The following is a 12,585-nucleotide window of genomic DNA, read 5'->3' as shown; positions in this document are numbered from 1 at the left end:
AACGGTTACAACAGGCCGTCCCAGAGCTGTTCGAGGACGACCGACCACCAGTGGTCCGGGCCCTCAAGGGCCGCCGGGTCGATCGCCGCCAACTGGTTCTGGAAGTCGACCGTCCAGCGCCCCCCCTGGTCCGGGGTGAGCCCGAAGCGCAGCCGCCACATGTGGCCGAGCATCCCCAGGCAGCGCACGAACTCGGGCAGCCCGGTGTTCACGAACTGCGGCGGCGCGCTGCCGCCGCCCGGCGCCGCCTCCAGCGGCACGGCGACGATGTGCGCCGTGCCGTACTGGACGCACATCTGGCGGCCGAAGTCGTTGCCCATGACGAGGTACGAACCGGCGTCCGAGGCCGGCTGCACACCCCGCTCCGCCGCAAGCTCCGCCAGCGTCGGCACCGGCCGGCCCGGCTGTGCCTGGCCCCAGAAGAACGGGCCGAAGTCCATCGGCAGCCCCGCCCACACGAGCGTCTGCGCCACCACGTCCGGCACGCCCTGGCGGGCCACTGCCCGCTGGTCGTAACGGAACACGCCCTGCGGCCCGAACGCCTGGTACAGCTCGTGCCCCAGCGCCTCCGGGGGCAGCGGCGGCAGCACCGGGATCTGCCCCGGCGGCGGCAGCGGCACGCGCTGCGGCCGGGGCCGGGCGGGGCCGTCGGCGACCTGGTGCAGCTCGCCCTGGTGCTCGATGAGCTGCTGCATGCCCTGCTGCCGGGAGGCGTGGTCGCGGCCGTAGGAGGCGGTGTGGCTCAGCCGGACCTGCGGCCAGGTCTCGCGGATCATGCGCGAGCAGTAACCGCCGGGCAGGTCGCAGGGCTCCAGCTCGGTGTGCAGCTCCAGGACCTGCTGCGGGGGTACGCCCATGCCGCGCAGCTCGTGCAGGATCTGCCACTCGGGGTGCGGGGTGCCGGGGGCGGAGCGGCGCATGACCTGCTGTTCGGAGCCGTCCTGGGCGCGGTAGCGCAGAACGGCGAGGTAGCCGGGTCCGACCGTGGGGACGCCGGGGGGCGGGTAGCCGTAGCCGGCGGGTGCGGCCGGGTTCTGGGCGCCGGGCGGCATGCCGGGGGCGGCGGGGCCCGCGGGGGGCGGCATGCCGGGAGCACCGGGGGCGCCCGGGGCGGGTCCGGCGGGGGCGCCCGGCGGGAAGGGCGCGGCACCGGGGGGCGCGCCGGGGGCGCCCGGGGCGCCGGGCGCGAAGGGGGCGCCGCCGGGGGGCGGAGCCGCCTGGCCGGGCGCGGCGGGCGGGGGTGCGCCGGGAGCGCCGGGTACGGGCGGGGCGCCGGGCGCCCCGGGGGCGGCAGGGGCACCGGGTGCGCCGGGCGGCGCGGGCGGGCCGGGGGGTGCGCCGCCCGGGCCGCCCGCGGAGGCGCCCGGGTCGACCTGCGACACGAGCTGCGTCGGGATGTACGCGTTGCCGGCGCCCGGGGCGCCGGGAGCGGACGGCGGGGGCGGTGCCGACGACCCGGAGCCGCGGGCGGCCCCGGGCGTCCCGGGAGCGCCGGGGGGCGGCGGTACGCCCTGCCCGGCGGGGGCCCGCTTGCCCTTGAGCGGGGGCGGGAGGGGGGTGGCCTTGCTGGTGGCCTGCTCGGCGATGTCGGCGGCGCCGCCACCGGGGCCGGGACCCGCGCCGGGGCCGGGGCCGGGGCCGGGGCCGGCGCCGGGCGGCGGGGCGGCGGGGGCACCCGGGGCGCCCTGGGCGCCCGGGGCCGGCGGGGCTCCGGGGGTGCCCGGGGCGCCGGGGGCCGACGGTGGGCCGGGCGGGACCGGGGCGCCCGGGGCCGGCGGAGCGGGCGGCGCGCCGGGCGGAGTGCCCGGGGCGCCCGGGGCTCCCGGAGCGCCGGGGGTGCCCGTGGATCCGGGGGCTCCCACGGCCCCCGGCGGCCCCGGCGGTGCCGGGGCGGGAGCATGCGGCGGGGTGCCCGGCGCACCGGGGTAGCCACCGGAGCCGGGAGCCGGAGGCGGCGTACCGCCGGGGGCCGCCGGGGCACCCGGGGCCGACGCCGGGCCGCCCGGCGCGGCGGGGTAACCGCTGGAGGCGGACGGCGGCGGGTAAGGGCCGCCCGGCGGCGGGGTGTCGGGAAGCTGCGACGAGAGGACCGTCTCCGGCAGAGGCACGGAAGCCGCGTCGTCGTCGCCGCGCGAGTTGGTGTCGTTCCACGGAGTCGGCGCCGCCGCCGCGGGCGCCGTCGGATCCACCCGCGGACCCACCGCCCCCGAGGCACCCGACGCGCCGGGACCCCCCGCCGCGTACGGCGAAGCGGGCCCACCCGGAGACGGCGTACCGGAACTCCCCGCCCCGTACGGCGCACCCGGACTCCCCTGCGCCGAAGCCGGCCCAGGCGCCGGGGCAGGCGAGCCGGAGCCCGCGGCCGCACCCGCGTGCCTGCCGCGGGAACCGGAAGCCCCCGCAGACCCCGAAGACCCCGAGTCGCCGCGCCGCGGAATGCCGATCTGGTCCGCCGCCTCCTGCAGCCACTCCGGCGGCGTCAGCAGGAACGACGTCGCCCCCAGGTCCACGCGCTCCCCCGGCTGCGCCCCCCGCGGCGCCGCCGCCTCGTCGCCGCCGTACTCCTCCTCGAAGCGCCGGATCACCTCGCCGACCGGCAACGCCGGCCACAGCGTCGTATCGCCCGAGTCGCGCGCGATGACCAGCCGCGCCCCGGAACCCTCCGGCTCACCGCCGGCCGGGATCTCCGCCCAGGCCACGAAGCCCAGCTCGAACTCCCGCACCTTGACCTCGCGGCGCCGCTGCTGCGGCACCCCGCCGTTGATCCACGAATCGGCGCGCTCCTGCGCCTGCGCGAAGGTGACCATTACCGCCTTCACCCCTCCACCGGCACGGCGCGCGCGAAGCCGCCGTCCACCATCAGATTCGCCACGGTCTCCAACTCCGGCGGACCACCGACCAGCCGGTCCAGGAAGGCGTCGAAGTCCTCCCCGCAGAACAGCAGCAGCCGCTCCACCCGCTCCGCGACCGACCACCCCGCATCACCCTGGTCGCGGGCGTCGTCGTACGGGCAGAACCACACGCTGCCGCGCCTGCGGCCCCTCGTCTGCAGCGCCAGCACCCCGCCCTGCAGAAACGCGATGCCCAGGTAGTCCTTCGTCAGATGGTCGCGCAGGCACTTGTTGACGTAGACCAGATCGTTGACCGCCGCCTCGTCGCGCACCGTGAAGAACGGCTGGTCCACCAGCAGCCCCAGCTCCGGATCCAGCGCCGCCCCCACCGGCGCACAGCCGCCCGCCGCCTTGAGGAAGTCGCGGTACGCGCCCGGCAGCCCGTACCCCAGATCCTCCTCGACGCCCAGCACCTGGTCCTCCGTGACCGCCGCCCCGTCACGCGGCAGCGTGAAGTGCACCGGCCGCGTCTCCTGCAACGGGCGCGTACCGCGCTTGTCCTGGTCCACCGCCGCCGTCGCCAGCCCGCCGTGATGCCGCAGCAGCGCCTTCACATCCGCCGGCACCAGCTCCATCCGGCGCGTGCCCGCCACGTGATGCCACGTCCAGCCGTGCGGCGTCGCCACCGGCGGCAGCGTCGACCACAGCTCGTGTCCCTGCGCGCGCAGCGCCGCGTTCGCCGACACGTAGTCCGTCAGCCGCAGCTCGTCGATACCGAAGCCCTCCGGGGGCTCCGCGATCTCCGCCGCCGCGCGCGCGTACGGAGAGAAATCCGGGTAACCGTCGGCATCGACACGCACGCCCCGGGGGTGTCTGGCAGCCCGGACCGGGTCCGGGAAGTTCACGACCTGCCCCGCGTATGCCGCGTTCGGCGGTGCGACGGTCGTTCCTCGCCGACCTGACGTCATCGCGTGTGCCCCCTGCCGTTGGTCTCCGTCGAAACACAGCCTATGGGGTGCCGCCGCCGACGGTCTTGCCCTGGTCAGAGAGCGCCCCGGCAAGCGGCGTGATCTGCTCCGCAATGACGGACTTGCCCAGCGCACGCCCGCGCCACCGGGCGCGCACACGCCGGTGCGGAAGGCGTCTCGGGTGGCCTGTCGTACGTATGTGGCAAGCTGGACGACGCGAGACAGCGGAGTTTCACGGGGGAGGCTCTTACCGCTATGCACGCACGCTCAGACACAGCAGATCCGCTCACCGGCGGCGGCCCGTACGGCGGTACGGGAAGCACGTTCGGCCAGACGGACACACCGTACGGACACAGGGACACGGACATGGGGACGGGGACCGGCCCGGCGGCCGACCCCCGCACGGACTGGCGCGACACGGCACCCGGCGACGGCGCGCCACGCCTCACCAGCCGGCGGGACGGCGTCCTGCCCGCCATCGGCGCCGCCCTCTCCGTCCGCGGCCAGACCCTCACCTGCACCGCGGGCCGCGCCGAGCAGGGACCCCTGCTCCACCCACTGATCCAGGACTTCCTCGACACCCTCACCAGCGGCCGCCGCGAACGCTTCACCGGCCGCTGCCCAGAAGCCGTGCTCCTCTCGCGGCACCTCGCCGCCGTCGAAGCCGCCCGCGGCAAGTTCGCCGCACGCAAACCCCTCTCCGCGGGCGAAGCGCGGCGGGCCCTGAAGCAGGCGAAGATCACCGCCCGGCACATCCGCGAGGACGGCGACCCGCTGCACGGGCGGTACGCGCCGCCGTGCCGCTCCTGCGCCGCGCTCCTCACCCACTTCGGCGTGCGCACCGTAGGCGACGCGCACGCCGAGGGCTGAACCGTGGTCCCCACGGACCCCCGCGACCTGGCCGCGCACCACACGCGCTTCCCCGTCGAAGTCGACAGCGCGCTGCGCGTCGCCGGCTGGGCGCCGGGCCGGTGGGACATAAGACAGGCGGAAAGCTGGGCCGACGCCCTGAGGGCACACGTGTCACCGGGCGGACACCTCCACGCGGTGTTCCCGGCGGCTGTCGAGGCCTGGGCGGAGTTCGGCGGCCTGCGCGTCGTCGGCGAAGGCCCCGGCCGCCAGTTGGGGCCGGCAGACCTCCACGTCGACCCGATGCACGGCCTCCACCTCACCCGCACGCTCGCCGACCTCGGCCGCGCGCTCCGGACCGAACTGTGCCCGCTCGGCGCCGAACTCGCCCCCGACGGCAGCACGGCCCAGGCCGTCCTCGCCGTCGACGCCGACGGCCGGGCGTACGCGCTGGACCACACCGGCGACTGGTTCCTGGGCAACAGCGTCGACGAGGCGCTCGTAACCCTCGTGACGGGCCTCGCACCGCGGCGCCTGACACCCGAGGCGGGATAGCCGACGCAGCGGCAGGCCGACGCTTACGCAGAGCGGCCTCAGCCGCCCGTACGGGCCGGGGCGACCGTCACGCGCACGGGCGCCCCGGTCCTACTTCCCGCTGGGCAGAACAGCCGAGACCCGGAACCCGCCGGACTCCGTCGCACCCGAGACGAAGCCGCCGCCCAGACCCGTCACCCGCTCGCGCATGCCCACCAGACCGTTGCCGCCGCTCGGCAGCCCCGCACTCTGCGACGCGGCGTCCGACGGGCCGTTGACCACGAGCACCGCCACCTCCGCGACACGGTGCGCGAGCAGCACCCGGGTCTTGGCACCGGGAGCATGCTTGTGCACGTTCGTCAGCGCCTCCTGCACCACCCGGTAGACCGTCTGCTCCACCTCGGGCGCATACGGGCCCGGATCGCCCTCCACCGCGAAGTCCACGGCCATCCCGGCCACCCGCGACTCGCCGATCAGCGACTCCAGACCGTCCAGCCCGGAGGAGGCCGGCTCCCCGCCGCCCCCGGCGACGGCCACCCCACCACCGCCACCACCGGCACCACCGACAGCTCCGCCACCACCGGCAGCCCCGCCGGCCCCGGACACGGCACCCGCACCGTCCGCCTTCACGGCAGCGGCCCCGCCCCCGCCCGCGACAGCCCCGCCCGCGGCCACCGCATCCCTCGCGGCACCCTCCGCGGCCGCACCGGCCGCACCACCCGACGACCCGCCCCCCGACGCCGCCACCGACCCCGCCGGCATCCGCAGCACGCCCAGCATCTCCCGCAACTCCGTCAACGCCTGCCGACCCATGTCCCCGACCAGCGCCGCGTTCCGCGCCGCCTTCTCCGGATCGTTGAGCGCCACCCGCTCCAGCGCCGCCGCATGCACCACCATCAGACTCACCCGGTGCGCCACCACGTCGTGCATCTCCCGCGCGATCCGCGTGCGCTCCTCGCGCCGCGCCCACACCGCACGCTCCTCCGCCCGCTCCGCCAGCAGCGACAACTCCCGCTCCAGCCCGTCCGCCCGCTCCCGCAGACTCTCCACGAGCCGGCGCCGCGCCCCCACGTACAGCCCGAACAGCAGCGGCGGCAGCGTCACGCCCACCGACATCAGCACCGCGACGAGCGCCGCCAGCACGAAGGGCGAACCCCGGTCGTGCTCCTCGAAGGTCTGGTACATCTGCACGAACGTGACAATGATCACGGCCGACACCGACATCCCGGCCAGGGCCGCGGTCACCCGCCGCGGAATGTCGGAAGCGGCAAGGGTGTACAGGCCGACGATGTTGAGCAGAAAGCCCATCTCCGCGGGCGTGACCGCCAGACCCACCAGCACCGGGACGATCGGCCACCGCCGCCGCAGCACGAGCATGCTCCCCGCGACGACACCCAGCACGATCCCGAACCCCACGGGCAACCCGGCATCCCGCGAGAACGGCACCCCCTGCACCGCACACTCCGCCGCCGACGCCACCGCCAGCACGACGTCCAGCACCATCGACCGGCGCCGCGCCCACCACCAGACCGGCCTCCGCCCCCCGGAGACCTCGCTCACGGCTTCCCCCGACGTGGTCATACCAACCAGCGTAAGGGCCTGTCGCCCGGGAACAGGCCCGGGGTTCGACAGCACGCAACGGATTCGAACGCACACGAAACCAACAGGTAAGCCCCGAACTGGTGAATCGACCGCATATTCGCATCTCGGCCCGCGAAGCCCGGCCAGGCTGACCACCATGACCCACGCACGACAACGCCGCCCAGGCGACGGCACGGGCGGCCTGCTCAGCGGCACGGCCACCTTCGACGAACTCCGCGACCAGGCGGTGACCCTCCGCCGGGAGGGCCTCAGCCGCAGACAGATCCGCGACCGCCTGAAAGTCGGCAACAACGACCTTCTCAACCGCCTCCTGGAAGGCGAACCACCCCCGGAGTGGACGAAGCGCCCGAATGCAAAGGACGACCTGCGGGCACGAGCCCGCGAGCTACGCAAGGAGGGTAGGACGTACGACCAGATCCAACTGGAGCTGGGCTGCTCGAGAAGCTCGATCTCCCTGTGGGTACGCGACCTGGCGAAGCCGCCACCGCGGACCCGGGAGGAGGCGTCGGCCATCGCCAAACGGGGCTGGGAAGCGACTCTCCGGAGGAGAGAAGCCGAACGGCAGAAGACGAAACTCACCGCGTCACGCGAGATCGGGCGGCTCACCGATCATGAGCTGTTCCTCGTCGGGGTCGGCCTCTACTGGTCCGAAGGCACCAAGAGCAAGCCCCACCTCCCGAAGGAGCGCGTGATCTTCGTCAACAGCGACCCAGACATGATCAAGGTCTTCCTCGCCTGGCTGCGCTTACTCGGCATCGAGCCCGAACGGCTACGTTTCCACCTGATGATCCATGAGTCCGCAGACGTGGCTGCGGCCGAACAGTTCTGGATCAAGCTCGTCGGCAGAGATTCGTCCAGTTTCGACAAGACGTCCCTCAAAAAGCACAACCCGGCAACCACGCGCAAGAACGTGGGCGAGGACTACCACGGCTGCCTGGCGGTTCGCGTCCTACAAGGCGCGGACCTCTACCGTCGCATTGAGGGGTGGTGGTACGGCATAGTGGTGGCTGCAGAACGGACCACGTGAGCAGATGTCCGTTTTGCTGGATTTACTATCCGCTGTGGTGTAATGGGTAGCACGAGGGTTTTTGGTGCCCTTTGTCCAGGTTCGAGTCCTGGCAGCGGAGCTTCACCCCACCTACGGGTTCCGGGCCCCGGCAGCCGCCGGGGCTCGTTTGCGTTACCCCCGCGTACGCCGTCGGTATCCTGCCCGTACCCCCGATTCCGCCTGCGTAAGGACCTTCACGTGACCGCGAACCGCCCCGCAGCCGTCGTCGTACTCGCCGCGGGCGAAGGCACCCGTATGAAGTCCGCGACCCCCAAGGTCCTGCACCGCATCTGTGGTCGCTCCCTCGTCGGGCACGTCGTCGCCGCCGCCGGAGAGCTGGACCCCGAGCATCTCGTCGTCGTCGTCGGCCACGGCCGGGAGGCCGTCAGCGCGCATCTCGCCGAGATCGCGCCCCAGGCGCGGGCCGTGGTGCAGCAGGAGCAGAACGGGACCGGGCACGCCGTGCGGATCGCGTTGGAGGAGCTGGCCGGGAGCGGGGTCGCGCTGGACGGGACCGTCGTGGTGGTGTGCGGTGACACGCCGCTGCTGGCCGGGGAGACCCTCGGGCGGCTGGCGGGAGCGCACGCCGACGGCGGGAACGCCGTGACCGTGCTGACCGCCGAGGTGCCGGACGCGACCGGGTACGGGCGGATCGTGCGGGAGGGCGCGGACGGGGCCGTGACCGGGATCGTGGAGCACAAGGACGCCTCGGCGGCGCAGCGGGAGATCCGGGAGATCAACTCGGGGGTGTTCGCGTTCGACGCGAAGCTGCTGGCGTCGGCGTTGACGCAGGTGCGGCGGGACAACAGTCAGGGTGAGGAGTACCTGACGGACGTGCTGGGGATTCTGCGTGCGGCGGGTCACCGGGTGGGTGCGTCGCTGGCCGTCGATCACCGGGAGATCCTGGGCATCAACAACCGGGTGCAGTTGGCGGAGGCGCGCCGGCTGCTGAACGACAGTCTGTTGCGTGACGCGATGCTGGCCGGGGTGACGGTGGTGGATCCGGCGTCGACGTGGTTCGACGTGGGGGTGACGTACGAGCCGGATGCGGTGGTGCAGCCGCAGACGCAGCTCAGGGGGGCCACGCATCTGGGGGCGGGTGCCGAGGTGGGGCCGGGGTGCACGCTGACGGACACGGCGGTGGGTGCGGGGGCGCGGGTGCTCAACACGGTTGCGGACGGGGCGGAGATCGGGCCGGCGGCGAGTGTGGGTCCGTACGCGTATCTGCGGGCGGGGACGCGGCTGGGTGCGGGGTCGAAGGCGGGGACGTACGTGGAGATGAAGAACGCGGACGTGGGTGCGGGGACGAAGGTGCCGCATCTGTCGTATGTGGGGGACGCGACGATCGGGGAGCACACGAACATCGGTGCCGCGAGTGTGTTCGTCAACTATGACGGGGTGGCGAAGCATCACACGACGATCGGGAGTCATTGCCGTACGGGTGCGGACAACATGCTTGTGGCTCCGGTCACCATCGGGGACGGCGCGTACACCGCGGCGGGGTCGGTGATCACGAAGGATGTGCCGCCGGGTTCGCTGGCCGTGGCGCGGGGCCAGCAGCGCAACATCGAGGGCTGGGTGGCCCGTAAGCGGCCGGGGAGTGCGGCGGCACAGGCGGCCGAGGCGGCGCGCCGGGAGGGTGCGGAGGGGGACGAGGGGGCCGGTCAGGCGGGGTGAGCGGGTGCGGGGTGGGGGTGTGCGGGGCGTACGGTGAGGGGGACACCGACCGGCCGCCCGCCCGGCCGCCTGCCCCGACACCGAGGAGAACGTGCTGTGACCGGGATCAAGACGACCGGCCAGAAGAAGCTGATGCTTTTCACCGGCCGTGGCTACCCCGACCTTGCCGAGGAGGTCGCGCACCAGCTTGGTGTGGGCCTCGTGCCGACGAAGGCGTTCGACTTCGCCAATGGTGAGATCTACGTCCGTTTCCAGGAGTCGGCGCGGGGTGCCGACTGTTTTGTGATGCAGAGTCACACGGCGCCCATCAACAAGTGGGTCATGGAACAGATGATCATGGTGGATGCGCTGAAACGTGCCTCCGCGCGGAGCATCACCGCGATCGTGCCGTTCTACGGCTATGCGCGGCAGGACAAGAAGCACCGGGGCCGGGAGCCGATCTCGGCGCGGCTGATCGCCGATCTGCTGAAGACGGCGGGTGCGGACCGGATCCTGACGGTGGATCTGCACACGGATCAGATCCAGGGTTTCTTCGACGGGCCGGTGGATCATCTGTTCGCGCTGCCGGTGCTGGCGGACTATGTGGCGTCGAAGACGGACCGGTCGAAGCTGACGGTGGTGTCGCCGGACGCGGGGCGGGTGCGGGTGGCGGACCGGTGGGGTGACCGGCTGGGTGCGCCGCTGGCGATCGTGCACAAGCGGCGGGATCCGGATGTGGCGAACCAGGTGACGGTGCACGAGGTGGTCGGGCATGTGTCGGGCCGGGTGTGTGTGCTGGTGGACGACATGGTGGATACGGGGGGCACGATCTGTGCGGCGGCGGACGCGTTGTTCGCGAACGGCGCGGAGGACGTGATCGTGGCGGCGACGCACGGCGTGTTGTCGGGTCCGGCGGGTGACCGCTTGAAGGGGTCGAAGGTCAGCGAGTTCATTTTCACGAACACGCTGCCGACGCCGAGCGAGTTGGACCTGGACAAGATCACGGTGTTGTCGATGGCGCCGGTGATCGCGCGGGCGGTGCGTGAGGTGTTCGAGGACGGGTCGGTGACCAGCCTCTTCGACGAGCACGCGTAGGTTGTTCGGCGCGCAAGATCGACTTGGGGCGGCCTCTCGCCGCCGGGTAGACTCCGGGAGTTGCTCGGCGAGGGAGGCCGCTGCCGGTTCGTACGGTTCCGGTCGGCGCTCCGTTATCGACGCGCTCTTCGTAGCAGGCCGATTGCGGCCGGGTGACCGTCCCGTCAGCTTCACCTACTGCGAGGAGTGCAGTCATGGCCGAGTACAAGATCGTCGCGGAGCCGCGGACCGAGACCGGCAAGGGTGCGGCCCGCCGGCTGCGCCGTGAGGACAAGGTCCCCGGTGTCATCTACGGCCACGGCGCCGACCCGCGGCACGTGTCGCTGCCGAGCTACGACCTGCTGATGGCGCTGAAGACGTCGAACGTGCTGATCAGCCTTGAGGTCGGCGGCAAGTCCGAGCTGGTCATCCCGAAGGACGTGCAGCGTGACGCGCTGCGTACCGGGGTGCTGAAGCACGTGGATCTGCTGGTCGTCAAGCGCGGCGAGAAGGTCACCGTCGAGGTCCCGATCCAGGTGGAGGGCGACCTGGCGCCGGGTGGCAATCTGCTGGAGCACACGCTGCACGCGCTGCCGGTGGAGGCCGAGGCGACGAACATCCCGGAGTCGGTGACGGTCAGCGTCGAGGGGCTGGAGGCCGGTGCGACGCTGGCGGCGAAGGACGTGAAGCTGCCGGCGGGGGTGACGCTGGCGGTGGACGCCGAGGACACGGTGCTGCACGTGGTCGCGCCGCAGGCGGAGGAGCCGGCGGCGGAGGGCGAGGCGGCCGAGGGCGAGGCGGCGGTCGCCGAGGGCGCGTCGGAGGAGTGAGCCGGGGGCCGGTTCGGCGGGCCGGCCGGGTGCGTCCCGGCCGGCCCGCCGGCCCCGGCCCGGCGGCTGCGCCGCCCCCCGTTTCCGTACGAGCACGCACACGCATCCCGGGAGAGCCAGCAGATGTCGGACGCAGCGCAGCCGTGGCTCGTCGTGGGCCTGGGCAATCCGGGCCCGGGGTACGCGGGCAACCGGCACAACGCGGGGTTCATGGTCGCCGATCTGCTGGCGGGGCGCGTCGGCGGGCGGTTCAAGGCGCACAAGTCGCGGGCGCAGGTGGTGGAGGGCCGGCTGGGCCCGCCGGGTCCTTCGGGCCGGCGGATCGTGCTGGCCAAGCCGATGGCGTTCATGAACCTGTCCGGCGGTCCGGTCTCGGCGCTGGCCGGCTTCTACAAGGTGCCGCTGGACCGGCTGGTGGTCGTCCACGACGAGCTGGATCTGGACTACGGCACGCTGCGGCTGAAGCTGGGGGGCGGCGACAACGGTCACAACGGGCTGAAGTCGCTGTCGAAGTCGCTGGGGCGGGAGTATCTGCGGGTGCGGTTCGGGGTGGGCCGGCCGCCGGGGCGGATGGAGGTGGCGGACTACGTGCTGAAGGACTTCTCCGCCGCGGAGCGCAAGGATCTGGACTACTTCGTGGACCGCGCGGCGGACGCCGTGGAGACCCTGGTCACGGAGGGCCTGGAACGCGCCCAGAACACGTACAACGGCTGACCCGGGCCCGGTACGGGTCCCGCGGGCGGGCCGGCGGGCAAGGGGGCGGGCCGGAGGTAGGGGCGCGGCACACGCGGGAGCCGGGCCGGGGCACACACGGAGACGACCGGGCGGCACACCCGGGGGCCGACCGGCAGCGGACGCGCCCCCGGGGCCGGTGCTCCGCCAGGCGGCCGCGGGCGGACGGCTGACGGGCGACGCCACCGCCGGACCGGCCGCCCCGACCGGAGGTGACCGGAGCCGCCAACCCCACCGGCCGACGCTGACCACCGGCAGCACCCGACTGACCACCGGGCCACCCCGCCGCCGGACAGCCGGCCTCGCGGCCCGACGGGAAATCACCCGCGCGGGACCCTCACCACTCCGGTGACCCCCGGCAGGGACACCGCACCGCTGCCGGACTCACCACCCGGCGCACGGCCGACCCGCAGGCCGCCACCGCGCAGTCCGACCCGCCGCCCCGGCCGGAGGTCGCCCGC

General features: G+C 73.7%; 10 protein-coding genes and 1 tRNA gene. 8 read left to right on the top strand and 3 right to left on the bottom strand.

Features of this window, described 5'->3' with window-relative positions; translation table 11 throughout:
* Nucleotides 1-5 precede the first annotated feature (5 nt).
* Both O7599_RS25100 and O7599_RS25095 read right to left on the bottom strand, forming a co-directional pair.
* On the bottom strand, nt 6-2,807 hold the full coding sequence (locus O7599_RS25100) for an SUKH-4 family immunity protein (RefSeq protein WP_281617872.1): 2,802 nt from the start codon (nt 2,805-2,807) through the stop codon (nt 6-8).
* 8 nt (nt 2,808-2,815) lie between these two features.
* Nucleotides 2,816-3,799 (bottom strand): HNH endonuclease, encoded by a 984-nt coding sequence (locus O7599_RS25095; protein WP_281617871.1) that lies wholly within the window; start codon nt 3,797-3,799, stop codon nt 2,816-2,818.
* 366 nt (nt 3,800-4,165) lie between these two features.
* Between O7599_RS25095 and O7599_RS25090 the strand changes: the two genes are divergently transcribed.
* Together O7599_RS25090 and O7599_RS25085 are read left to right on the top strand one after the other, a co-directional pair.
* Entirely contained in the window at nt 4,166-4,669 is a 504-nt protein-coding gene (locus O7599_RS25090) for a YwqJ-related putative deaminase (RefSeq protein ID WP_281617870.1), read from the top strand.
* A gap of 3 nt (nt 4,670-4,672) precedes the next feature.
* Entirely contained in the window at nt 4,673-5,203 is a 531-nt protein-coding gene (locus O7599_RS25085; RefSeq protein WP_281617869.1) for an SUKH-3 domain-containing protein, read from the top strand.
* A 90-nt stretch (nt 5,204-5,293) separates the two neighbouring features.
* On the opposite strand, the gene O7599_RS25080 is transcribed toward O7599_RS25085, so the two are convergent.
* A complete protein-coding gene (locus O7599_RS25080; protein ID WP_281617868.1) occupies nt 5,294-6,763 on the bottom strand; it encodes a histidine kinase in 1,470 nt (489 codons plus the stop codon).
* A gap of 157 nt (nt 6,764-6,920) precedes the next feature.
* On the opposite strand from O7599_RS25080, the gene O7599_RS25075 reads away from it, so the two are divergent.
* The 6 genes from O7599_RS25075 (at nt 6,921) to pth (ending at nt 12,106) form a co-directional block, all read left to right on the top strand.
* Nucleotides 6,921-7,811, top strand: coding sequence for a hypothetical protein (locus O7599_RS25075; protein WP_281617867.1), 891 nt, complete (start codon nt 6,921-6,923; stop codon nt 7,809-7,811).
* 28 nt (nt 7,812-7,839) lie between these two features.
* Nucleotides 7,840-7,911: transfer RNA gene (locus O7599_RS25070), tRNA-Gln, on the top strand.
* 119 nt (nt 7,912-8,030) lie between these two features.
* Complete coding sequence (gene glmU, locus O7599_RS25065; protein WP_281617866.1) at nt 8,031-9,509, top strand: bifunctional UDP-N-acetylglucosamine diphosphorylase/glucosamine-1-phosphate N-acetyltransferase GlmU; 1,479 nt, start codon at nt 8,031-8,033, stop codon at nt 9,507-9,509.
* Nucleotides 9,510-9,605: 96 nt separating this feature from the next.
* Nucleotides 9,606-10,583: a ribose-phosphate diphosphokinase gene (locus tag O7599_RS25060; protein WP_281617865.1), complete on the top strand. Its 978-nt coding sequence runs from the start codon at nt 9,606-9,608 to the stop codon at nt 10,581-10,583.
* A gap of 194 nt (nt 10,584-10,777) precedes the next feature.
* Nucleotides 10,778-11,392 (top strand): 50S ribosomal protein L25/general stress protein Ctc, encoded by a 615-nt coding sequence (locus O7599_RS25055; protein ID WP_281617864.1) that lies wholly within the window; start codon nt 10,778-10,780, stop codon nt 11,390-11,392.
* 123 nt (nt 11,393-11,515) lie between these two features.
* Nucleotides 11,516-12,106, top strand: a complete 591-nt coding sequence (pth, locus tag O7599_RS25050; protein WP_281617863.1) for an aminoacyl-tRNA hydrolase — start codon at nt 11,516-11,518, stop codon at nt 12,104-12,106.
* Nucleotides 12,107-12,585: the final 479 nt, after the last annotated feature.

Origin of the sequence: Streptomyces sp. WMMC500 (assembly GCF_027497195.1) — a bacterium.
In the GTDB taxonomy this organism is placed as follows: domain Bacteria; phylum Actinomycetota; class Actinomycetes; order Streptomycetales; family Streptomycetaceae; genus Streptomyces.
The sequence above is the reverse complement of the archived record's forward strand: the minus strand, read 5'-3'. Positions and strand labels throughout refer to the sequence as shown.